Here is a 26,769-nt window from a genome sequence, read left to right on the forward strand (position 1 = left end):
CCTTTGTCGGTCATGAAATTAGGGTGGTTGCCACCACCACCGACATCTTGGGTGGAACCACCTCATTTACCAGTCCCACACAAACCATCGTTGCTGCCACGATTTATGGCCTATTCACCCCTAACGACGACACGGTTGACTTTAATATTCTCAATCCAAATGATTATGATTTAACCCTTGGCGTTATGGACGCGTTAGGTGGCATGGATACGGTGATTCTACCTACCTCCGTTAGCATTGCAAAAGAATGGGGCTATGACCCATCAGCAACATTCTTTGCAGGAGCTGGCAATGATACGATAACCACCGGTGGGTTGAATGATATTATCGATGGGGGGGATGGCGTTGATCAGGTTATCTACAGTGGTCGATTGTCTAACTATGATTTTTCCAATGTCAATGTCAATGCGGGCAGTTTTAATGTACTCGATTTCGGCGATCCTAAGAGCTCAGGTAATTTTGATAAATTATCGTCGATTGAGAAACTGACATTTAATGGTGCTGACGCGGGTGATGTTTTATTGTTTACCGCTATTGGATCTAATATCACACTTGATAACAGTATCATTCTAAGTAACGACAATGCTCATCTAGTATTTATTGACAGTGAAAATGTTACATATATAGGCGGTAATTATCTAGATGATATAACCGTTTCTAATTCTGCAACAGGAACTATCCGCACCATTGGTGGGCGTGGAAATGATACGATTTCAAATAATGCCACGTCAACAACAGATGTCATTGTTGAATATGCTAAATCCGTCGTTGGTTATAATTTCTATAATTTGAATCCACAGCTCATTATCCAGGATGTGGGCGCAAGTTATGATGTGTTTGATGAAGGCTATGATGTCGTTTCAACGATGGTAACCTTTGATTTTGCTGAACATGAATACACATCCCTGACATTAGGTACCAATGGCACAGACTCGTTATCAGCCTCAATGGATGACCAGCTCGTTTTAGGATTTCGTGGGAAAGACCAACTCTCGACTGCCCTAAGTGACGTGGTGCTATCAGGCGGTGGTGAAAATGATACTTTAATTAGACTTGATGGTGATAATGTTATTTTAATAGGTGGCCAGGATAATGACGTCATTACAGATCAAGGTGCAAGCCCAGGTGCCTATGCAGGGTATGCAAGTCATATCGGCAGTTATCAGTTTATCGGCAATGATTCTACTGACTTTTTGATTACAGACGTTGGGGCAGATAGTTTTGATGAGGGGGTCGATCAATTATTAACAATCAGCAAATTCAATTTTTCAGGTGATACCTACGACCATATTGACTTTAGTGTTGGTAATCCAACAACAAGCAATTCTGTTTTTGTCAGCAGCTCGTCAAGCAATATCATTGAGGTCAATGGATTAACCCATGTTGCTGTTATTGCCCGTGAGGGTGACGATACATTAACCAATGTCAACAGTCAGGATGTGGTGTTTGTCGGTGGCCAAGGCTATGATCGATTAATTGGAAATAGTGCGGATTACGCCGCTACGACAGGCAGTTATGCCCATAGTTTAGCCGATTATCAAATTGATGCCGATCCCATTTTATTGTTCATCCAATTGTCGGATGGAACTGCAACAGGCGGCACTGATTTTGATGCAGTGGATCTTGAATACAGTCTTGATGGCGGTCAAACCTTTAATGCGGTGGCTGCGACTCATATTATTAGTGTTCCAGTCTATGCACAGGATCTGATTGTACGTGTGGCTTCGTCCCAAGATAGTGACATAGAAGTAGCTGAAAATTTTGGTTTAAGTGTCAGCCGAATTAATGGTGTGATTGCAAATCTTGTGATGCCCACCGCCACAGGCATTATCAATGATAGCGGCAGTGAGCAGTATCTATTGATTGGTAATGCCATCGCAAAAGAAGGCGAATTTTTAGATTTTACATTATCGCTTTCTTCTGGCGTGGCTGAGAATGATTTAATACTTGATTTAATTGCCGAAAGCGCTGCTTCTGGCACCGACTCATCAGATTTCTTAGGGAATGATTTTCTATATAGCTATGATGGAGGCAGTGTATTTCATTCTTCATCATCAACACTTGGTAATGGCACCCATGTCGAAATGCCGGCTGGAAGTTCCAGTATTATTGTGAGGGTGACAGCCATTGCCGATCCTTTACAAAACGACTCAGCACATGACGCGATACAATTAAGTGTCGAAAATATTGTAAGTGGTCCCACCACAATTGATATCACGGATTCAGGAATTGGCATCATTCTTGATGAAGGAGGTCCTAATATCATCACCGTGTCAGATGCCGTCGCAACCGAGGGAGGCGCGCTAGATTTCACCATATCGATTCCAACACAAGCCTATACCATTAAAGATGTTGGCTTGTCCTATTATGATGAAAATCAAGATACCCTATCGGCTATTAAGCAGTTTAATTTTAATGGCAATCAATATACAGACCTAATATTTAGTGGCAACACAATTGGTGCAAATGATGCCAATCACCAAATAGTCACTGGTCTCTCGTACTTATCATTAGATCTGCACGCTCTTGCCAATACTTATAATGTGGCTTTGTTAGGAAATGCTGACAATGACACATTAAGCAATGATGGTGCCAACGCTGTGTTTGCAGCTGGGGGAAATGGTGATGATTTATTAATCAATAACTACGGTGATAATGCCTACTTTAAAGGGGGTTTAGGCAATGACAGTTTTGAATATTTCGTTGGTAATCAAATTATGTTTTACGGAGACCAAGGGAATGATCAGTTTATCAGTTCGTTCGGTCTAGGTGATATTAACATAACGATTGCGTACCAAAATGCCATCGCCGCTTTTGAGATAAATCCTGATATTAGTGATTGGAAGATTGTGGATAGGGGCAATGATATATTGGATGAAGGCACCGATACTGTCGTTGACTCAGTTATTCAAAGTTATCAATTTGGCGAACAACGTTACTATGGTATTAAATCAGTGAATGAAGCTATTTTTGTCAATGGTAATATCATTCTTGGCGATGCTAACGCCAATACGTTTACTGCTTCGAATTTAGACCATGTTGCCGTGCTAGGACTGGCTGGTGATGATAGTTTATCAGTTGATAATGTCCAAGATGTTGAATTGATTGGTGGGCGCGGGGATGATGACTTATCAACCAGTCTGTTTAACCAAGCGCAAACCACAGCAGGATACGCTGGACATGTTGGAAACTATGCAATTTCAGGTACCGATGGCAGCCACTTCACCATCAAAGATATCGGGTCTGATTATTATAATGAAGGGCGAGATACCCTGCACAACCTATTAGCATTTAAGTTTAATGGAACAATCTACGAATCGATCGAGTTTTTACCCACAGGTGGTTCACCCACTGGCAATTACCAAATAGCCGTTGGCAACAATGCTAATCTTTCTAACTCAACTCGAGATAATGTCGTGCTCTATGGCGGCCAAGGAGATAATACCTTAACCAATTCTGGCGGATTTGATGTGATATTGGTCGGTGGTGAAGGCGATGATATTTTGAGTGAAAATTCAAATTCGCCATTATTTACAACAGCATCCTATGCCGGCAGTGTTGCGCAATATGCATTAACGGGTACAAATTTGAGTGTGGATGAATATACGTTGACGGATGTTGCTAAAGCTGATTTCGATGAGGGGTCTGATCGATTAAAAAACATTACTCATATAGAGTTTGATGGTTCACGATATACATCGGTAGGCATTATCTATCAAAATGCTGGCGTAAGCGAGAATGGTCAAATCATCTATATCGATTCAGTGAATGGTGTTTCGGTAAGTAACGGGAATAATATCACCGATGGACATGATATTGTCGCCATTGTGGGAAATGTGGGGGATGATTATCTGCAATCAGGCAGTGCTTATGAAGTGGCCTTGGTTGGTGGTGAAGGGGATGATGAATTAGTCAATGCCGGCAGCTTAACTTCAACAACGACCGCCACCGTGTATGGCGCCTATGCAGCCGATATCAGTGATTATACGTTTTCTCCATTCACATCAACAATATACACCATAACCGATGTGGGCCTTGATTTATTTGATGAAGGCACTGACACACTCACCAATCTTACCCAATTAAGCTTTGCTGCAACGAAATACTATTCTGTTTTATTTGCCCCAACAACCATAGAAACTAGCACAGTCGATGATAGCATTTTAGTTGGTTCAACAGACAATGATGCATTAACCGCAGATCATGACAACGTTGCTTTAATTGGCGGCGATGGTGATGATGTATTAACAAACGCTAATGGTGAAGATGTCGTCTTAGTAGGCGGTCGAGGTAATGATAATCTAGTGGGCATTGCCGGTGATCCATCAGCCACCTTTGCGTCCTACTCAGCAGGACCAGGTAGTTATACCTTAACCTATATTAGCCCAAATCAAATGATGGTGAGTGATATTGGTTATGATAGTTATTCCGAAGACACCGATACACTGACTGATATTTCTCAGTTGACCTTTAATGGCATGCATTATGTTGATACCAAGTTTTTTCAAGAATCGACCCTTGATGAAAACGCACCCGATCGCTCTTATCAAATTTTAGTGGGCACAACAAGCAATGACGTGTTGGGCACAACCAATCTAGCTGGCACAGTTCATTACCACGATCTCTTATTAATGGGGGGGGATGGCGATGATACGTTTGATATCAGCGACTTTTCAGACAATATCTATGTCGTGGGCGGATTAGGTGATGATGTTATAAACGGCAATTCTTTAGACCCAACGGCAGTGTTTGTGGACTATGCGGGTTCTCCGACACAATACATTGTCACGATGGTATCAGGCACACAAATCACAGTTGAAGATTTTGTAAAATCAGGTGATGAAGACGAAGGAACCGATACGCTAAATAATATTGCATTATCACAACTTCGTTTCAATGGTGAGCCTTCTAGTTCAGGAGAAATCTCTTTAGCGGTTTTTGGTGATAATGACGACAATTTCCTCAGTGCCACTCAAGATAACATGTATCTATTTGGATTAGCAGGCGATGATGAGTTAAATACAAATGGTTACCAAAACGTTGGCCTTCGTGGTGATGAAGGGGATGATTATCTTGTCGGTGATGGCTTTAATACAGCGACGGCTTATTATTACCATTCCGTTATAGAATATAAATTAGTATCAATCGCACATGGCGCAATCTCAGTTACCGATATTAACCATGCGAATGGTGATGAGGGATCAGACAATTTGTTAGGGATTAGTCGTTTGGGTTTTGACAATATTATCTATAATAATGTGCAAACCACCCATACAAATGGTTCTTTCGTTTCTGATGATAATGTATTGTATATTGGCTCAGATTCGGCGGATGCGATCGCCAATAGCTTTGGTGATGGAAATCTGATTTTTGCAGGCTTAGATAATGATGACATTACCAATGAATTTGGGACAAATGCCATATTTTACGGGGAGGAAGGCGACGATCTATTAACCGATAATTCAGGCGGCCAAAATGTAACCGCAGGCTATCGTGGCAATTTTGCTGATTATAACATTACCCAAATTGACCCAACATCGTATCAAATTCAAGACCTTAATACATTGGATGGTGATGAAGGCACAGATACGCTCAATTCTATCACTAAATTTCAGTTCGCCGATCGATTGTTTGACGTCTCCAATGTCTATTTAGGTGATGCCATAATCACCGATTCTCTCATTCCCTATTTAGGAACAAGCAGACCAGATAATGTGACGTATAATGCCGGCGGCACCGGGTATGAAATTGATACGTTGGCTGGCGATGATACAATCACAGTGTTAAACGGGACAAATATTCGTATTACCGGTAATGAAGGGGATGATATTTTAAATGACAATACCCCGCTTGAAGCCCCTTTACAAGTTGTGATTGGTTCCACAAATACCTCGCTAAAATATTTCAATGCCATCGGTGACCTCGATGGTGATGGCAAAATTGATATCGTCATGACCGATTTTTCAAGCAATGATTTAGTCTGGTATCGAAACCTAGGGGATATTGATAGCGACTCAGAAGTTGAATTTACTCGATTAAACATTGCCCCACCGAGTTCCTATGGTGGTGGTGATATCTTTATTGTGGATATGGATAATGATAACGATTTGGATATTGTTAGCGCTCATTTTAATGGCAATACCATTGATTGGTGGAGAAATGATGGCACACCAGCTGATGGGGGCTGGGTAAAAAATATCATCGCCATCAACTTTAATGACGCATATTCTGCAACAGCATTTGATATGGATCATGACGGTGATATGGATGTGGTGGCAGTCGCTCGCAATGCTAATGGTGCCGATGTCCTATTATATACTAACCCTGGGAATAATCCTTTTGATGCTATTTTTTCAGGGGTCATACCCATCCCAGTCGATAATACGCTACAAGGTGCGGCTACATTGATCAAAGGCGATTTTAATGGTGATTCTTGGGAAGATATTATCGCGGCGTCATTCGATACGGGAATCATCCGCTATTATCAAAACAACCAAATCGGGGGATTTAGTACGTCCACTATCGATAATGGCGTTTACACAAATTCCGTTAATAGTATCTATGCAGCGGATATCAATGGTGATATGCGCCTCGATTTGTTAGTTGCTGAAAAAGGTAGCAATCAGTGGGTTTGGTGGGAAAATGATGGCAATGGTACATTTATATCCCGTCATGTCATTTATACCATGCCAAATAGCACACCTTTCTCAATATACGCCAGTGATATTGACGGGGATGGCGATATGGATGTGGTGGGCGCCAATAGTGCTGATAACAATACAAGTTCTGACTATTTCTGGGCAGAAAATGTCGATGGAGATGGTTTGACTTGGCAAACCACTGAGTATGATGTCATTCCTGGTTTCAAAAGTGCACGGGAAGTGTATAGCGTATCAACCGCTGATTTAGATGGTGATAATACCGATGAAGTTATTTTCACCACCAATAATAGTATCCGTTATGCCAACGTCATTCCTGACCCCGAACAATATGCAGTCACAGTGTATGCTGATGACCGTTCGGGTTATCAACTAGTCGGCTTTGATGCAAATGGGTTTACTGTGGAAGATATGAATCCAGGAAATGGTGATGAAGGCTTCGATACTTTAAGTAATTTTACCCACATCGAATTTAATGGACAGTTATATGATAACATCATCATTGGAAACGGGACCGTTGCCAATGATACAGATTTATATATTGGAACACTGGGTGATGATGAAGTCACCCTTTCCGGCGGTGATAATCACCTGTTAGAATTATTGGCCGGTGATGATACGATTCATTATTCTGATGGTTTAAATACGCAAATAATCGGCGCGGAAGGCAATGACACGATTCATGTTGGCTTTTCGAATGATGATGTGCAAGTTGTCTATCTTGGCAATCAAGCAGATTACCTATTCACCTATTTAAGTCCAACCGATTTTACCGTGACGGATACAAATCTTGGCAATGGTGATGAAGGGACCGACACGCTCAATCGTGTTCAGAAGATAACCTTTGCCGACGCAAGCTATAATTTTGTTGCGCTCGGGATAGCAACCATCAGTAACCCAAACACGCTATACATCGGATCATCTTTCGCTGATATCGTTACCTTTTCAGCGTCTGGTGCAAGTATTATTCTGCTTCCCACCGCAGGAAATGATTCCTATACGGATAACTCTGTGAACAAAGGCGCTTTGGTTGCCTATGCTGATGCCATAACCGGCTATGCATTTGAGCCTGTTAGCAATTCAACTTTCAGGGTGACTGACATCGAACCTTCAAATGGCTCAACCGATACCGATACGTTGGTGGGTTTTAACCAAATTAGTTTTAACGGTCAAGTGTATAGTCCCATCAGTTTAACCGGCGCAGCAACAGCTAATAATCAACTGGTCATTTTACCAGGCGGTTCAACATTCAATACAGACTATAGTAATGTCACCTTCGTTGGCGATGAACTTAATAATAACATCACCATTAACAATCAATCCGGTAACATCGTATATGCCGGTGGGGGTTATGACACCATCTCAGTATCACCGATGTCAGATACCTTAGTGGTGTATCGAGATGTCTATGCCGGCTATGCTTTTGCTATCGTTTCACCATCAACATTCACTGTCAGCGATATCAACTTCACAAATAGTGATGAGGGCACGGATACCCTGATGAATGTCAGTCATTTACAATTTGCTGATAAAACCTTTTCAGCCGTTGTGATTGGGGATGGTGAAATCACCAGTGCTGATACCTTGTATGTTAAAAGCAATCTTGATGATACCGTTTCCTATAATAGTTCCGATGCAAACTATACCTTAGCCACAGGTGCGGGTAATGATGTAATCTCTGTCGAAAATGGTAGCAATATTCGTGTCATTGGCGGTGAAGGCAACGATCAACTCACCGATAACTCGTTCAATCATGCCTTGGTGGCAATTTATCAAGGCAATGTGTCGGATTATCAATTAACGATGACAAGTCCTTCTAACTTTACTGTGACCGATCTTAATCCTACCAATGGCGATGAAGGCACGGATATATTAACCAATGTGAATCGCATTGAATTTGCAGATTCCGCCTATGATTCCATCTTGTTTAACAACAGTGCCAATGCAAATAACCAGCTAGTCCTTGTTAGCCCAGGCGCAACCGTCAATCATAGCACCTTTGATAATGTTTTATACTATGATGGCAGCGGTGATGAATTATTTGAAATCAATTCAGGCACCAATGTACGCATACTAGCCGGTCTTGGTAACGATGCGTTAAACGATTTCACTGGCAGCGCACAAGCCATTTATCGGGATGGATTAGCGGGTTACAGCTTTCAAAATCTTTCCCCAAGTTTTACTGTCTTGGATGTCAGCGCTCAGTATGGTGATGAGGGGTTTGATTCGCTGTTTGGATTTAATAAAATTACGTTTGCTAATAGCGAGTTCACTTCAATCAGTTTAACTAATTTGGTAACTGCCAATGATCAATTGGTTGTGCTATCGAGTGGTGTAACTACCCAGAATACTGGATTTGATAATGTGGGTATTGTGGGGTCTAGTGGCTCTGAATCAATCACTATTACCTCTGGGGATAACACGCAAGCGTATGGTGGGCTTGGTGATGATTATATCAATGATCACACAGGAACAGCCATTGCCTTGTATACCAATGATTTTAGCCACTATGAATTCACTGCCATGGGTCCCCTCAATTATACGATTCGCGACTTAAATGATATCGATGGCAATGAGGGAAATGATGACTTAATTGGCATGACCCGTTTAAACTTTGCAAATGTAACGTATGATAATGTGGTGTTCAATGTACCCACATCTGATGGCCAATTTATTCTTGTTTATAATGGCAATCCCTTAACATTATTCTCTAACAATTCAGTGGTTGTTGGTAGCTCAGCTGACGATAGACTCGAGAATGTTGGCTATGGCAACATCCTATATGGTGGCAGTGGCAATGATATCTTAATTGATTCTAACTTTTTCACAGGAACCACGGTGTTAATTGGCGGCGCCGGAAATGACCAATTAAACAATTATACAGGGAATGTTGGTTCAACCGTTGCTGGCTATGTTGATAATATTAGCACCTATAATTTCACCTACAATCAATTAACTGAACAACTCACTATTGAAGATTTATCATGGTTTGGCATCAATGAAGGGACAGACACATTGCAATCGGTGTACATGCTATCATTTGCTGACTATGCGATTGCCGAGGTCAGTTATACCGCGCAGGGTGTATCGGCAGCGTATCAAGATGATCAAATGATTATCGGCACTGACAATAACGACATCCTTACAAACAATGCATATAACAATGTCGTGTTATTTGGTGGGTTAGGAGATGATGAGCTGGTTAATAATACCCTGTTAACGTCATTATTAATCGGTGGCGTCGGCAATGATGTTCTTACGGGCAATATGAACACCATAGCTGGTTATGCTGGTTCAATTGCTGAATTCGATATCACCGGGTCAGTTGGGAACTATATCATCACTGACAAAGAAACTGCAGGCTATAATGAAGGCCAGGACCTTATCCAAGGCATTTCCCAGTTTAGTTTTGCGCAAGGTACATATGATAACATTGTCGATGGCGTCAATAATACGGCAGGCCATCAAATCGTGGTTGGTTCAGAATTTGTAGACACTTTCAACGTAAATTTCAATCATGTCGCAATCCTAGCAGGTGCTGGAGATGACACCCTTTCAGCCTTTAATCGTCAACATGTCACATTGGTGGGCGGTGAAGGCAATGATCAGATTCTTGCTGATTCAGTGAATGTCAATTCGAGCATTACCGTTGCCTATGCAAACATCCTCAGTGGCTATCAATTTAGCGCATCATCTGGTTCACAGTTTAATATTACGGACACAGATACAGCAGGCTATGACGAAGGGACGGATACCCTATCCAATGTTACGAGATTAAGTTTTGGAAATGTTGACTATACAAACCTAATATTAGGGGATAGCTCAGCAAATCTCCTTTTTGCGAGCAATGAAGGTGGTTTGGTCATCGGATTTGAAGACAATGACACGCTTGTTACAAATGGTTTTGACAATGTTACGTTGGTGGGTGATGCCGGGAATGATATGTTAGATAATCACTCTGGCGGCAACAACGTTCAGTTATTTGGTGGCGAAGGCAATGATAGGCTAATTGGTGATAATACGCGGGCTTACGTTGATACACTACTCTATGCAGGAAATGTATACGATTATCAATTTACCAAAACCCCTTCCGATGTATTGATAACTGATATAGGCCATCATTTTGAAGGAACCGATACACTGATATTTTTTGATTATTTCAACCCAAATGCCATCGATCAAATTGAATTTAATGGCATAAACTATCAGTTATATTTATTAGACAATCTAACTAATTCTGTCTTCGGTTCAATCAATAATGATTTAATACTTGGTTTTGGTGATTTCGATTTTCTAATTGGGAATACAGGCGATGATATCATTGAAGGCGGTGCTGGCGCTGACCGAATTGATGGCGGTCTTGGTATAGATACCGCTTCTTATGCCAGTGCATTAACCCCCGTGACGATTAATTTATTTCTACCCTCGCAAAACAGTCCGGGTAGTGATGCGCACGGTGATCAATTAATGAATATTGAAAATATCATTGGCAGTCAATTTAACGATTCTCTAACTGGCAATATTATGAATAATAGCTTAATTGGTGGTGCGGGCAATGATACGTTGACTGGTGGCGCTGGTAGCGATATGTTTAAATTTGGCATAGAAGATGGCGATGATGTAGTAGTCGATTTTAGTCTACTCGAAGATAAACTCGATTTAACTCAATTTTCCGGTATTTTTGATAGGTATGATGCGGATAGTAATGGGTTATTAGATACAGCCGAGTTCAACAACTTTGCCAATGGTAGCGATAATAATGCTGGCATCAGTAATATTGCTACTTCAGCTGGCAACACCATTATCACCCTTAACAATGATGTGTTACTTAATGCAGTAACCCCCAGTCCTTACGAAATTGACACGACGATTACGCTGTTAAACATTGCTTCCGTGGATGAAAGTCATTTCATCATTTAAATTAGGCAACACCTCACAGTTATCCTTTTCCTAATACGATTTGGCATCACTTAGGGTTCAACACCCACTGCTCGTCCTTCCGGTTCAACGAGCCCCTGCACTGTTGCTCTAGCAACACGATTTGCTGTATCAAAAAGCCCTAGTGCTGTTAGAGGTAAACCACTCGGTAATACGGTCTCATTCAATGTGTTGCCCAATGCGCGTAAGTTATCATTTCGATAAATCAGATCACCTAAAATACTCGGTCTATTATCATTGATAGAATCAACCGATGAAAGCGAAGGCAGTACTTTGGCAATTAAAAAAATGGATGATAAAAAGAACCAGCGAGGGTCTTGTTCTAGCATTGTCAGCATCAAGCCAAAAGCAAAAAAACTGGCTGCCATACCGTCCACGGCATTTTTATAGGCAGGGTCAAAGCACTCCAATTGCCATGAATGAGCGATTTGTTGTTCGTTTATGAGCGGTTGTATCACCGTGTTTAAACGATGATGGGCATCTGAATTTTGATCAAGCAATCTATTTGCTTTTCGGTAGAAATTTCGTTCTGCGTCATTGGACTGAGCGGAGAATGTTGATAAGTGGAAAATTTGATTAATCGTTTCATAACTCGCTTTATCGGTCACCGTAGAAAGTGGCCAATCCATCCATTGAATAAAATCTAAAAGACTAGTTAAGACATTTTTTACACCGATGGATAAGCCTTCCTCATTCTCCCTTATCCATTTTCTGCGTTCCAGTATCGCTTCAATTTTTTGGTGCTTGCTCAGGTCCATTTTGATCGATTCATACTTAAAATCCGCAAGCTTCATTGATTATCCTCATATCATGATTCTGACAGGCTTGGTTATGGTGGAATAAGATTGAACAAATGTCAACTTTCAAGTCTTAGGCAAAACGCCAAGGACAAGGAAACGACTATTAAAATCGATAAGTAATACTCGTATCTGTTTCGAGCAAATTTTTGGAAGAACTTGGGCTGACATCCTTTTGGGTTTTAGCATACTCAAGAAATTTATTTTTTTCTTCCTGCGGGGCTTTTTCTAAATATTGCTGAACAATCTCTTCATTATCATGGAACAGTGCCATCTGTGCATCAATCAATGATGGATTTTTTTTAATCGCTAAGATAGCTTTTATGTACTTATCTACTTCGCCATGAGATAGAGAATGATTGCTTATCAGTGCCGCTGGCAAAACACTCACGCCGCTGTTTTCAATCATTTGCTCAACGTCATCTGGGTATTTTTGTTGCAATAATTTTAACGAGTCTGTGTTTAATGCATGACTCGCAAATAATAATGCCATGGATAAGACGGGCGCATCTCCTCTGCCAACCAATGATGCAGCTATCGATGAATTCGGTGACAAAAACGCTAATGTTGCCGTATTCGAATGAGGTAATATGCCTAATCCCATCGGTGGTTTGTTAATCATCTTATTGGTGATGCCGACTGCCCCGATAATCGCAGCTAAGGACAGAAAATGTTGTTTATCTTCATGAGACATTCCCTCAACAACACTTTCTAAATGATCTGCATTATCACTAAATAATACTAAGGCATTCTCATCAGAGAGGTTGTTAGCAAAATCGACTAAATTTGACGACAGTAGTCCTCGATTTGTCCACTCTTTTATTCGTTTGTATTTAGAAAGCATTTGATTAGCGGAATCTATAAGCTGTTCTTCTTGCTTATCTTTGCTAATTAACGTGCGATAGGGGGAAATAGTTAACGCAATTTCTTGCCTTTGTGAGCTGCCAACTAGCGGACTATTACGCGCTAGATCTAAATTTTGCATAACCTCCATTTTTAGGATTGGGGTTAGTCGCATTAAGCTGCTATACCGAGGGGAACTCAAATCATTACGGCTATTAAAAAATGTACTAAATGAACTACTCATAAGATTACTTTTTTTGAATGAATTAACTATTGGCATATGCAATACCCCTAGCCTAAGGCTTAGTCGTATAACGAACAATGACTACCAAGCATTATCAATAGCGATTAATAATGATCGATGTGACTAATTATAACTCATTTATCCCCTAAAAAAAAGTCTCCTTTGGAGCAATAAGCCAACACCAAAGACAGATCATAAATTAAACTCATGGCTTGATAATTATTCAAACAGGTCTATATATTATATAAGACTTAATTTAAATTCAGGCTAGTTACGTAAATCCAACCTCAAAAGAAACCAACGGTTTACTAACAGCAAATATTGCTCCATCGGGAGTTAATTAAATGGAAAAATTGGCATCCTTGGATGACGTTCTTAAACTGATTTCGTTAAAAAAGCAAAGTAACCCACAAGAAAAGGTCTCATTAAAAGCCTTACTCAAAGAAAATGGTTTTGAGGCAAAACTAGAAGGGTTAAATTTCCATGTAGTGGGAGAAAATGGCACAGTCAAACAATGGCGTCCTGAAGCTAAAACCAAAAATGGCATACTGACAACGAAATCATCTGTCCCAAGAAGAACAACCCTGTTAAATGACATAGACTTTACTGGCATCGCGGTTAATCGATGCCAGTTTGATCAATGTGACTTGTCCGGAGCAGTGCTCCCTGAAGCCATCAGCGATAGTTCATTCCAGGAAACCTGCCTTGATAATGCAACCATTCATAATTCAACATTTAAGCAGTGTGATTTTACTCTGACGAGTTTTGATTACAGTGATTTATCAAAGGTTACGTTTAATGAGTGTCAAATGAATCGAACTGGATTTAATTACTTGACCCAAAACAAAGACGTAAGCTTTGAGATTCATGCGGCAAGCCAATTTGTCGATATTAATATACTAGGGTGCAAACCTGGCGGAATTTCGGTAAAAAATACGGGCACCGCTGAATTTGAGATTCAAGATTTAACCTCCGACCAAGATCTTAATTTTATCAAAGTCAAATACAACCGGGTTTCTGACAGGCCTAAGATTATTTTACCTTGGAATACGGTAGCCCCCAGCATTGCTGCTTCATTAACAGAAAAACAACTGCAGCGCACGGACTTAATTGAGCCTAAATCACTCAATCCTATTCGCATCAATTATACCCCGTCAGGAATTGACTTGTTATCGCTAGATAAAGAAGTCACCACATTAACGGGGATGGCAGAAAAATACATGAAGCAACTCGAAACGGATCTAATGAAGCAGTCGAAACTAATTGCCGCAAAGGCAAGTGAAGGTCTGTGCCCACAATATGCGAGCATGACTGCTGGGGAAATCTTCACCGAGTTATGGCGAGAAAAGAAAGAAAGTCATGCAATGAGCATCTTTTATATCATGCGCGAAGAGAATCAAAGAGCAATTGATGCGGGAAAATCCCTTCCTTTTCCAATGATGGATAAAATGTATCACTATGCACTCACTGCTTATAACGAATGCGATGGAATCATGATACCAGGTGGAAGCGACATCGATCCCAGGTTTTACGGTGAAAAGACAGGCAAAACAACCCATCCCCTTACCACAGCAAGTGGGCTTCCCGATCTGAGACGGGACGTACTTGAATTTAGTTTAATCTATATTCAACAACGTTCAGCTGAGCCTAAACCCTTGCACGCTATTTGTCGTGGCTCCCAGTTAATTGCTGCTGCATACGGTGCAAAAATGCATCAAGAGCTAAACGATAGAGAACGGGATGCCTTTTATTTCGAACCCATGCAGTTTTCACGCCCTTCTTCGCCCGTTTCAGGCCTTTTCCCCACAGGGGGAACTGATAGTGTCTCCGATACAACAACCTCTGCTCCAAAGAAAGATTCTGCCTCGGCACCTCCTATTGCTAGTGTTTCATTGGCGTCATTAATGAAAAATGAAAGTGATGAAGATGTGATGAACTTAATCTTCTTTCACCATCAAGGATTTAGTGTTGTTCCGAGTACGCACGGGTTAGTTGCAATTGCTGAATCCACCACAAAAGGCGGCAATGTCATTACCGTTGCGGCTGAAAACCTGCCCCAAAATATTGGTATTGTTCAAAATCACCCTGAGTTTGCTCATGGCCATGGTTTAGGGGAAATGCTCAGCGCCACTGTCGCAAAGCGTTTCTTCCAAAATATTGCGACCATGGCAAATGCGTTTGCCAATGGTGAAAGAAAAGGAATTAGTGATTTTCGCGCCCTTTTAAATAAAACGGGTGATATCACCTTAGTTGAGACAAAAAAGCCCATTACCAAAGGTGAGTTGAATGCATTAACATCGCCAGGTAACTCCCCTGCGAAAACGAATGATTATGATTCCATTGTCATCGGATTAGGGCCCGTGGGATTGACATCCGCCATTTCAGCGATTGAGAGAGGCGAAAAAATCGCATTGGTGACGGACAGAGCGTTACATGGGGGGCTTGGTGTGAGACAGCAAGTATTGGGCGTTGATGAAGTCATGGATTGGGTTAGTCAATTGGTTAGGCCCGAACTGCTTGAATTTTTCATTACCACAAACCGGATGACACGAACAATGTATCAGCCTCCCGATGGGAGCAAGCCCTATCCTTATTGGACGTTTTCAACGGGTGCGTTAGAAGAGCTTTTAGTCGCTGAATTGGAAGAACGCATCCATGACAAGCTTCTGATTAAACTAGATAAAGATGGGTTTTTCAACAAGTCAGGAAAAGATGAATTACTGGATGAAATTAACCTTCAACTATCCGAATATAAAAAAGCGCAGGAAGGGGTAAGTGAGGAGAAAGCACGACGAATCATTTTTACACAGTATTTGAAATTTCTTGAATCAGAAAAGCAAGAGGATAAGTTAGCAAAAATTGCTGAAGCAAGAAATCAATTAGGGATTGATATTATTGAAGTCGAAAAAATACCTCCCAACATGACTGCTGACATCGATTTATCCAAGGGACTTACCTATTCGGCAGCCCATGAAGATTCTTTGCTGAGGCCAAGTGTAGTGAAACAGCTTGATAAGCAGAAAAGCTTACGTGAACGCATTGATATTTCCGATGCCAATAAAACATTATCCTTAGGTGGCATACATAAGATAAATGATCGCCCCGTTAAAACGCATGAAAAAAGGCAAGCCTTTGGCTTCCATGATGTTGTCGCTTCCAATGGAGCTAAACAGCAAGCGGAAAAAGCGATGGCAGGCCGGGTCGAAGGCGATGATGTTCACTTAACGCTTCCTTTATATAAAAGCCACGTTGCCACTATTTTTTCAATCACTGGAACCACAACCTTTAATTTTGGCAAAGATCCCACGGCCCCCAAAGCGTTGGAATCAAAACTGGTTAGTAAAATGTTGGATTATTGCAAAAAGAATAAAAATGCAAGAACCCCTGTCCCTATGAGTGATTTGAGAAAATATGGGTGGGAGCCACACTCAAGACCCCATCAACAAGTGTACACAACAGGTGGCGACAATCCAACTAATGACGAGGATCGCGACTATCTTTATATCGGCTGTGAATATCCTGAAGCATTAAAACCTGAACGATTAAAAGAATTCGTTAATATCATGATTGCCTCTAAAGCCAAACCTGTTAGCGAGGAGGTTGCTATTGCCTACTCAAAGATTCCACCCCTTATTTTAGAGAAAATTAACGCCTATAAAACACCGGTAGATCAATTAAAGGAACGTGACTATCAAGTATTATCTAAATCATTAGCCAGAGACTGGAGTCGCATGCTTTTAAAAGATGCACTGCCAGAAGTAGTGTGTGTTGTCAGTAATATTACCGACCCAGAATATTCGCCAACAGAGCGCGGTAAAGACATTTTGTCAACCTCCCAATTTGATTTAGGTTTTTTCGAGCTGGGTCGCTCAATTTATCCATTAGGAAGTCGTGAATCCGGCAGGGCCTTTTTTATCTCCGTCGGAGACGGGCGCATGTTTCCGCTTTATACCACTGGAACAGGTGCACAGACAGGATTAAAATTAGCTCGGTTATACGACAAAGCGAAAAGAGACTATATGGGCTTAATGTTGGGCTTGGGGAAAGAACCTAAATTTCAAGTTTTGATGAGTACTACAAATGCCAATCAGCTCGATCCAAAAAAATGTGAAAGTCATCAGGTGATCTACAATGAATACCTGGATGAAGTTGAGAAAATCGTAGGCAAAGTATACGGTGAATACCATGCCGCCTCAAGGCAAGTTATTGATGAAATTCGTGAGGTTCAAGGAAAGTGGATTGACACGAGAAATCAACGTTTTCAGAAAGCCGAGCAGGTATTTGAGATTTTGCAGGATGCAATTGGGCTTGAAAAGCGCGTTAGCGGAGTCCTATCGACATGTCAAGAAATTACCCAAATGTGCAGCATGGGAGTAACTTCAAGACAGCCAGGATCGTTACATTCCAATCTAAGCAGAGCACTTAAAGGTAGCACCCTGTCTGCCAAAGATCAACAAACGATCATTGAGTCAGTCAGTGTTATAAATCAAAAAATGAGTCAGGTGAAAGACAGTCTTAAGAGAGCATATACCCAGTATGAAGAAAATGACGTTATTTCCTATGAAGAATTACCTCAATTTGCAATGAAATTTGATAGCACGGTTGATCAATATTATGAACAACTGCAACAAGCATGCCTTGAATTGCATCATTTAAGTGAATTAGTTGGGGTTATGACCGAAACGCTGAATAAAACCCTCCCCAAAATTTCTCCGGAGTCCTTAAAATCGTCACATGGATCAATCAGTGAAATACAATCCGTGCTAGATAAAATACAAAAAGCCGGAAAGCAGGTAGAAGAATTACTCGAATGTGGTCTCTACAAAAAGCATCTCGCAAAACTACCAACCAGCCTTCCACCCCCTTCCATAACGCCTTCTGTTGGTGGCAAATTCTAGTTTCAGCCCTTATTGAGCAAAGTGTAAGGGGAAACTCCTTTTTTTAATGCTTGCCCAGGAACAAATATTGCTGATAAATTTACGATGCTCGGTAATAAATTGTTAATAAAACGACGTTATAATGGCTTATTTTCGTCTCCATAAGGGATAAGTCAAAATCAGTGATCCGTTCACGAATAACGATCCAACTAACGTTTTGGGAAAAATCATGTCTAATTTAGATGAAACGCTTCAGGCACATCTTAACAAAGCGGCTCTTGTGCATAAGGAACGTATGAGCAATAACCTAGATCATGTCGATACTCTTCAAAATTTTGTTGATTTTATTTCAAAACATGGATTGGAAATGGATATTAATGCGCTACAAAATGCAAGGGAGGCATTGTTTAAAATCACGCGCAGTTTATACCGACAATATGCCCGATCAAGCATCACCAGTGAAGAGCCAACCAGAAAACAACTATCAGAAAAAAAGAATGAGCTATTTAAAACGATTGCTCAAGAATTGCTGAGCGCAGTTCAAATACTTCAATATCAAAAAATTCTTGCCCTCGTTCAATTGGCTAAACAAAAAGAATTAGGGGAAGGTGTCTTAATTGAAATAGTGAAGGCTTCTAGCGAATTAAACACCTTGGGTTTTCAATCGACACACTTGTCAGGTGTCGTGACTCGGCAAGAGAACAATAAAATGGCATTGCATTACGCTAAGTTTCTCTTTCAATTTAAGCCTAAAAGCGCAAGCACGGCTAAACTAGAAACCCCGAAAAATATATAATAAAAACGCCTACTTAACGCTTCTTCAATTTATATCCACCTATTCAATTCAACAGACGAAGAAGGAATACTGACCTCTTCTTCGTTCAACGCCTTAAACCCAAATTTAATCTATTAAAATCTCACAAAGATAAACGATCAAGAAGTTTATTTATAAGAAATAAATAGTTACCATTTGATACAAATTAGATCTATACGCTCACACAAAAATCCCATAGTTTTATATTTGATCTATAATTATAATATATAATCAATTGGATATAACTATGTGGCAAAAATATGTAGCATCATCCGCTGTAGCGATAGTGGGAACTGCCGCTAGACAAGCGTTCACGGCAAACGAAGTGAGCGATACAGCAAGAACCATTACCCCACATGCGAGCCAGATGATGCGATATGCATCTGAAGGTAAAAATCCTGCCTTGCTTTATCAACTACCCCTTTGCATTGCAAAAAATGCCGTCCCATTTCTTGGTTCTAATCAACATGAGTTTCAGGATCCTCACAGACGAGAATTGCAGCAACATTGCGATGAAAAAACAAAGAATTTAATTAGTTTAGATGATAAGACGGTAGGACCCGTTAATCGACTTCTGGATAAAATGGGCATACCCTTAACTGAAGAAGCTAAAAGAGCTATAGCAACAGATATTACAATGACAAAAGACTGGCATGATCAATTAGACTTTTCTGCCTTAATAAAAAATCCTGGCCTTCTTGCTCAATATTGCAGGGATATGGCAGAAAACCAAGGCATAATTTCTAACGCATTTTACACTGGGAAAGAAGAAGAAGGTGCAGCGGCTCATAAAGGGCTTCAATGTGCTTTTGCTCTCGCTGGTTCAAAGGTTGAAAGAGCTTTGAAGGTTGCTTCAGCAGTGACTGGTAAAGATTATCTGAAATCAGAATCCCCAGTGCAAAAACCAATGACAGATGAGAGTCCAAAAAACGTGATGGAAACGTTTAAACGCCAAGTCAAAGAGATGGGACCTACCAATACACCGCTTGGCATCATTACTAAAAAGAACCTATAGATTAAATTGGATCATATATTATGAATAACAAAAAACAGGAAGAAGAACAAAGTAGAATGTCTATTATTTCTTTGACTCCAACAAATGCTATCTATGATCAGTTAAAAAACATCCTGCGTGAATATGAAAATTATCCTGAAGATCAATTTGACCAACTACTCAATGAGGACATACTACAATTGCATTCCGTGCCCGTATTAGTGCCGCAGATTGATTCTCCCGATGAGCTTGTGTCATTTATTCAACAACATAGCGAAAGACTGATTAATATCATGCTAACAGCATGGCCTTTTCCCCTGGATTGGTGGGATTTTGGGGACAAAAATTATGAGACTTTTGCAGCAATTGCTAATCTGACTTATTATCCTTTTGTGATTCAAGCCTTAGCCAAAGACATTTCCAGCACACTCGAACTTGCGGTGACCTATGTTACCCCAACGGAAAAACTACTCGCATTTTATGCCAATCTGATTAATTCAGATAAAGTTGAAACGAGCCAGGATGAACTAAGCCTCATGAACTATTTATTCACCAGTGGCATTGCGATAATAACGAATCAAATAGACGCTAAAAATTATGAAAATGCGCTCGACTTTTTACTCGCGCAAGACGATATCAAAAATTTTCTCACTGTTTTTCAAGGTAATATTCTTAAAATCTTGTTAAATGTCTATATCAAAAACCCTGAAAATTTACCACCAGAGATTGACGACGACCATTTTAGCGAATGGTTTGACTCAACAAGCTTCACTGGCATCTATGTGTTAGATCCGGCTCTTTTACAGAAATAGTTCAGCACTCCAGTATCTGATTGCAATAATCCACCGATTCATCTTTACCAGACTCAAGGATGCGCTTATCGTTGCATGGGGACATTTCACCAAAAAACGAGTTGCCATGATTGCGTTTGCAATTCGAAGGCGCATTGAAGGCATTCATTTCCATGTCTTTTTCGAGGGATTCGTTAAAATTACCATCGTTAGATAGGGTTTTATGAGCAATATTTGAATCACTCCGACGGCTAAACGTGTTCACAACACACTCAAGGCTAAGTATAGCGATACAAGCACTTTTGAGAACATCCGTCAGTATGGCATTGCTACTTTCAAAAAAGTATTTCAACGAAAAATTCGATAATCGAATGCCTTTATAATAGCTCACAACCGTCGTGCTAATTATCAGCATATAATCATACATATCATTTTTGGTTGGTGAGTACTGTTTAATTGTGTTTAACCAGTAATACCCCCCGACCAACATGCCAACCGATAATAACGATAAAGCAACAGCAAAATGCATAGCCAAATGCGACATTAAAAGCATTTGACCATAATAAATGATGTAGGATACGGGCATGAAATTGATAATATTTAGGAAAATATCAAAGTTTTTAAAAATCTCGGCCACTTTATTGGACGAAGAATGCGGTAGATTCGTTTGAATCGATAGGATGGCCACTACCTTTTGATTATCTTCGCTCGTTAATGATTGTGTCTTAAGAATCGCTTGCAATGCAGCCACGCATTGGACTTGGCTTTGATGTAAGTTATCCAGTTGTTGCTGAGTGGCTATGATTTTGCTGATACTTGAAACAATGGCGGACAGCAAAAAGACAGCAGACACCATAAGGAGGATATTGGATGCCGTGATGGTAAAAAACATCACGCCATAAAACATATGCGGCTTATCAATTAAGCCAGCCAATCCAGCAGATATCAGTATTCGGTATTTTGAGCTGGTTGAAATCGGTTTGATTCGTTGATGCATATCAAGGATGATTTGTATCGAAATGTTTTCGCCATTTTGTGTTTGCCATCGATTAATTTCAATTAATAAGTCGTCATTGTCAACCCTATCCTTTTTAATCGCATCTGAATAAAATTTATGATAGCTACGGCCGATGACTGAGACGATTATCACAATATAAATACCCGGCGATAATGGGTTAATGATATTAGTGAATGAGGGGTTGTTAATCAGTGGTAATAAACAAAATCGAACCTTAACGGCATTATGGGAACTTTTTAATAGATAGCGCAAAAAAAGCCAATACTGCATTGGCATTAGCTGACTATCCGGGTATTTTTTATTGAAATAGTGACTAAGAACCGCTAATCCGGTGGTGATTGAGATAAATCCAAGTGACGCAATTTGATATTTGCCGGTTAAAAGCGCTTGCAGTAACGATTTTTCATTGTCTTTAGTAATGCTCAATGCTTTGGCTAAATAGTTTAACGAGCCAATCGAAACATCCAGACCATCCACCAACCCAAACGCAATATAAAACGACTTACTATTTTTAAAGGTGTCAATTAAGTAGGAATCTTGGTTAACAGTCTGCATGAGTGTATTGCAATAGGAGCCCTTAAAGGATGGCATTCTAGCGCAAGAGTCTTAAGGCATTATTAAGCGAGAGGGTTGGTGGGTTTTATCGCTTTGTACTGGACAAAAACTCACATCTAAGACGCGCCCGTGCCCAATGCTAATGGTGCCCGTGCCCGGCTTTTAATGGGCAGAAATCACTTTTTTCGGTGATCTGCTTCAAGATAAAAGTTTATCTTTTAATTCTTCAAAATCGGGCACGGGCACGTCAATTCATTTTTTGTTTTTGTCCGGTACAAAGATCACTGGGACATTAAACATTGGCAGGTCGGGTCCTAAGGTATCGACCTACCGCGATAAAAGGAACCGGGTTTAGTAATATTGTGTGCCGCACCATCAAGCCGAAACAATCCAACCAATATCGACTCAAAAAGCAACAACATCCATTCCAGATAGTGTCTTATTCATGGACTACCTGTTTCCAGGCAAAGATAACCATATATCAACTCATCTGTTACAGGTTTTTTACCCTCCATCACGACTCTTTCAGGGCCAGCAGCCGTAACACCATCTGTGGTAAAAGTAACAACACAACTACCTTTCGCTGCTATGCGATCTGACGGACAAGCTCTTTGGCCACCGTTGATGGTAACATGATTAAATGTAGACCCAAGATAAAGAGAAATATTCCATATAGCAAATGAATTTGGGTTCTTAAAGGTAGCAGTCCCGCTGTTCGTAAGATCACCAATGAGTAAGTAAGCATCCCCCGGTTGACAAGCATCGTTAAACCGACGCTTACGAGGAGTTTGATTGGACACTACCCCATCGGAGATTACTTGCAAATTGCTGGTGTTCTGATCAAGAAATCCTAGCAGACCTTCGGTTTCAAAGGCAAAACTTGTGTCTACGCCCAGACCTGAGAGCAAAATTAAGAACAGCCCTGTCAGAATGGTTTTATTTTTCATGATGTTATCCTTGTATTTTTTTAACCAACTAAGGGACTGATACCTGAATTGGTAGAATAGGCGTTGTTAAAGCATTCGTGGTTGACGTTGCAGTTGTTTCAACTGTTGAATCGACCGTTGTGTTAGTAGTCGCAGCCGCCGCTTGCACTTGCTCGCCAATATCAGCTGCTTGCTCTCTAAGCTCACCAACCCGTTGTTGGGAGGGCACAGCGCAAGCAGGTATTACGATAGGAATTAACAAGATCAGCACTCTTAAAAACTTCATGTAAGCATTTCCTTATTTCAATTTATCAATACCTGGTTAATCAAGCAAAAACGTAAACTTCGCCAATGTCTGGTTGCTGTGGTAGGCGCTGCCGGTTCGGTAATATTGCTGTTCAATGCGCAAGGTCATTTGGCTATGGGTTAAGGTCACGCCACCACCAATCAGGTAACCGCTTTTATTGTTATTAAGCTGAGGGATAGCGCCAACAATTGGCGAGGTGATTAAGTTTCTTGAGTTGCTGAAATCAGCCACCTGAATAAGTCCACCGTGGATGAATGGGGTCAATAATTCATTGATATGATAGCCCGCTTCAAGATTTTCCTGAATCCAAGTCGCCTTGGTAGTGTTAGGCGCAATGAAAAAACTATCGCCAAAGGGACCATATGATAAACGATAATTCCCAGATTTCACATTGGTATAGATAACCCGCGCGTTACCTGAGACATAATGTTTCGCATAATTTTTAATAAATAAAGCCGTGAGTGATGCAAACCAATTGTTATTGCTGCTTGAACCATACCCAGTCACACCCGTGGCTGGGAACAACACTCGGTTATCTGCTTTTATTCGACCATAGCCTGCTGAAGCATCAAACGTTAAAAAGCCTATTAATTTTAATAATCGTACCATCACCACATCATTTTTGATATCTTGGTTTTGCGTAGTAAGTGGGCCCGGGGCTAATAGCATTTGCGAGTTCACTTTAGAATCCACCCGATAAAGATACACACCAACGGCACCGAGTTGTGACAAGGAAAAGGCATTGCCCGCAATGCCGTACTGCCTAGAGTGTCCATCATAACGATTGAAATTCCCCGCAGAATTGGAGTCGAACTTAAAATCGAAATAATTGAAAAATGCCTCAGGAATATAGGCAGTAAACAGCCCTGTATTGGAGACACTTTCATCTTTAGAAAGATTGGCTTTCGTTGACGCTCCCTTTTCTGTCGCAGCAAAAGAAACAATTGAAGTAACGCAAAGAGCCATTAAAACAAACTGCTTGGCTTGACGCATCGAGTACATCCTTAACTCGTTTATAATCCGCATAATTTAGCGAACACTCAATTGAGTGTCAAATAGATTTCGTGAAAAAAATGTTGGCCGAATTTAAGTCACATTTTCGATATATGCCCAAATGAAAGAACGTTCATTCCCCAAAGTATTTACATTTCACCCGCATCTCTATATAACTACGTCATCATTTTTAAACGGAGGTTTACATGAAGGTTTTTCGTCACTGCTTAATCATCGCCATTGCATCATTGGCTTTCTCCACGATTGCTTTTGCATCTCCTGAGCCTAATTCGGATCCTTGGCATGCCAAAGCGGAGAAAATGCTAGAACATGCTGTCAATATTCCGACCGTGGTAGGGCAAAACCGTGTGCCTGAATTAGCCCAGTATTTTGCCAATCAGTTTCGTGCTGCGGGGATTCCTAACCAAGACATAAAAATAATGCCCTACAATGACACGGCTGCGTTGATAGTGCGCTGGCGTGCGAAAAATCCTAGTTCGAAAAAACCCATTATGGTGATGGGGCATATGGATGTGGTGGAAGCAAAAAAAGACGATTGGTCAAAAGACCCCTTCACCTTTGTGAAACAAGATGGCTATTATTACGGCCGTGGCACCATTGATATGAAAGATGGCCTGGTTGCAATGACCGTTGCTATTATGAAGCTCAAAGCCCAAGGATTTCAAAATAAGCGCGATATTATTGTCTTTTTTACCGGCGATGAAGAAACCAGTGGCGTTGGGGCCGTGAAAGGAGCCACGGAATGGAAGGACTTATTGGATGTGGAATATGGCTTGAATGCTGACGTGGGTGGCGGCACGTTTGATGCAAACAATCATCCCCTTGGATTTTCGATTCAAACCGCAGAAAAAACATACACCGATTATCAGTTCACCGTTCGCAATCGGGGTGGCCATTCCTCAAAACCAAGAGCGGATAATGCTATCTATGAATTAGCCAGCGCTTTAAAACGTCTTGAAAATTATCGCTTTCAACCAATGCAAACGGAAACCACGCGCGCCTATTTTGCCGTGAGAGAAAAATCCGAACCCAATGCATTAGGCGATGCGATGCGCGCTTGGTTGAAAAACCCTGCCGATGGCAAAGCTGCCGATATCATTGAAGCCGATCCAGGTGAAGTCGGATTGACGCGTACTCGATGTGTGGCAACTCGATTATTTGCTGGACATGCCGACAATGCGCTACCGCAGCTTGCGCAAGCAACGATCAATTGCCGCGTAATGCCAGGCGTTTCACCCGATACCATTAAAAAAGAATTGGAGAAACTTGTTGCCGATCCCAACGTCGTGGTAACGCGCATGGACGACCATACAGCCTCATTAGCCTCCCCTTTGCGCCCTGATGTGATGAGTGCCTATGAAAACTCAATCCATGCCCGCTTTCCCAATGCATCCGTCATGCCCAATATGAGTACGGGTGCCACCGATGCGCGTCCTTTCCGCATCGCGGGGATTCCTATTTATGGCGTTAACGGTACTTGGGTTATCAGCCCAGACGACTTACGCGCTCATGGCCGTGATGAACGCATTCCTGTACAAGCATTGAAGGACAATGTGGATCATTGGGTAAGAATGCTTAAAACGTTGGCGGGCTAGTAATAACTTGGGGCAAGCCTTTGAGCTCGCCCCATTAATTCTTAACTTTAACGGTCAACTTTCACAAAAAACAAGAACAGTTTTTTCTTTATGTCAGTTCTAATCTAAACCGGACGAACAGCTAAACTTGCTTCTGACAGAAGCTTAGCTTCTTCCAGCGGACAATATTTTTGGTTGTGCTCTAACAGGGCGAGCCAAGTTATAGGGGCTATCACCGACCAATGATTCAATTGTTTATCAAACTGAAATCTGTTTTCAAATCGTTTTAAAGCATCTTGAATACCGAGTACCATAGGAACAGCCCAGGCCCTAAGTGATCCCTACAAAAATTGAACAGATAATATTTCATCGTCTAAACCACCTTGTTTAAGCTCACAGAAATCTAGCTCAGAAATAA

At 41.0% G+C, this 26,769-nt stretch carries 13 protein-coding genes; 6 read left to right on the top strand and 7 right to left on the bottom strand.

Annotation, left to right across the window (positions count from 1 at the left end):
- Positions 1-23 precede the first annotated feature (23 nt).
- A complete protein-coding gene (locus AB3348_RS14620) occupies positions 24-11,579 on the top strand; it encodes an FG-GAP-like repeat-containing protein (protein ID WP_367608374.1) in 11,556 nt (3,851 codons plus the stop codon).
- 50 nt (positions 11,580-11,629) lie between these two features.
- Here the strand turns inward: AB3348_RS14620 and AB3348_RS14625 are convergent, their stop codons facing one another.
- A complete protein-coding gene (locus tag AB3348_RS14625) occupies positions 11,630-12,391 on the bottom strand; it encodes a hypothetical protein (protein WP_367608375.1) in 762 nt (253 codons plus the stop codon).
- Positions 12,392-12,500: 109 nt separating this feature from the next.
- The gene (locus AB3348_RS14630) at positions 12,501-13,379 is read right to left on the bottom strand and encodes a hypothetical protein (RefSeq protein ID WP_367608376.1); all 879 of its coding nucleotides are present in this window, start codon (positions 13,377-13,379) and stop codon (positions 12,501-12,503) included.
- A 446-nt stretch (positions 13,380-13,825) separates the two neighbouring features.
- On the opposite strand from AB3348_RS14630, the gene AB3348_RS14635 reads away from it, so the two are divergent.
- The 4 genes from AB3348_RS14635 to AB3348_RS14650 all read left to right on the top strand — a co-directional run bounded on the left by AB3348_RS14635 (position 13,826) and on the right by AB3348_RS14650 (position 20,978).
- Complete coding sequence (locus tag AB3348_RS14635; RefSeq protein WP_367608377.1) at positions 13,826-18,379, top strand: gamma-glutamyl-gamma-aminobutyrate hydrolase family protein; 4,554 nt, start codon at positions 13,826-13,828, stop codon at positions 18,377-18,379.
- Positions 18,380-18,587: 208 nt separating this feature from the next.
- Positions 18,588-19,154 (top strand): hypothetical protein, encoded by a 567-nt coding sequence (locus AB3348_RS14640; RefSeq protein WP_367608378.1) that lies wholly within the window; start codon positions 18,588-18,590, stop codon positions 19,152-19,154.
- Positions 19,155-19,419: 265 nt separating this feature from the next.
- The gene (locus tag AB3348_RS14645; RefSeq protein ID WP_367608379.1) at positions 19,420-20,187 is read left to right on the top strand and encodes a hypothetical protein; all 768 of its coding nucleotides are present in this window, start codon (positions 19,420-19,422) and stop codon (positions 20,185-20,187) included.
- A gap of 20 nt (positions 20,188-20,207) precedes the next feature.
- Positions 20,208-20,978: a hypothetical protein gene (locus AB3348_RS14650; protein ID WP_367608380.1), complete on the top strand. Its 771-nt coding sequence runs from the start codon at positions 20,208-20,210 to the stop codon at positions 20,976-20,978.
- Between the two features lies 1 nt (position 20,979).
- On the opposite strand, the gene AB3348_RS14655 is transcribed toward AB3348_RS14650, so the two are convergent.
- The 4 genes from AB3348_RS14655 to AB3348_RS14670 all read right to left on the bottom strand — a co-directional run bounded on the left by AB3348_RS14655 (position 20,980) and on the right by AB3348_RS14670 (position 24,756).
- Positions 20,980-22,530 carry a hypothetical protein gene (locus tag AB3348_RS14655; RefSeq protein WP_367608381.1) on the bottom strand — a complete coding sequence of 517 codons (1,551 nt, stop codon included), beginning with the start codon at positions 22,528-22,530 and terminating at the stop codon, positions 20,980-20,982.
- A gap of 443 nt (positions 22,531-22,973) precedes the next feature.
- Entirely contained in the window at positions 22,974-23,477 is a 504-nt protein-coding gene (locus AB3348_RS14660) for a hypothetical protein (RefSeq protein WP_367608382.1), read from the bottom strand.
- A 28-nt stretch (positions 23,478-23,505) separates the two neighbouring features.
- The gene (locus AB3348_RS14665; protein ID WP_367608383.1) at positions 23,506-23,742 is read right to left on the bottom strand and encodes a hypothetical protein; all 237 of its coding nucleotides are present in this window, start codon (positions 23,740-23,742) and stop codon (positions 23,506-23,508) included.
- A 36-nt stretch (positions 23,743-23,778) separates the two neighbouring features.
- Entirely contained in the window at positions 23,779-24,756 is a 978-nt protein-coding gene (locus tag AB3348_RS14670; protein ID WP_367608384.1) for a hypothetical protein, read from the bottom strand.
- 206 nt (positions 24,757-24,962) lie between these two features.
- Between AB3348_RS14670 and AB3348_RS14675 the strand changes: the two genes are divergently transcribed.
- Positions 24,963-26,372, top strand: coding sequence for a M20/M25/M40 family metallo-hydrolase (locus AB3348_RS14675; protein ID WP_367608385.1), 1,410 nt, complete (start codon positions 24,963-24,965; stop codon positions 26,370-26,372).
- 104 nt (positions 26,373-26,476) lie between these two features.
- On the opposite strand, the gene AB3348_RS14680 is transcribed toward AB3348_RS14675, so the two are convergent.
- Positions 26,477-26,665: a hypothetical protein gene (locus AB3348_RS14680; RefSeq protein WP_367608386.1), complete on the bottom strand. Its 189-nt coding sequence runs from the start codon at positions 26,663-26,665 to the stop codon at positions 26,477-26,479.
- Positions 26,666-26,769 lie beyond the last annotated feature (104 nt).

This window comes from Legionella sp. W05-934-2 (assembly GCF_964199965.1).
Lineage (GTDB): Bacteria > Pseudomonadota > Gammaproteobacteria > Legionellales > Legionellaceae > JAFIFT01.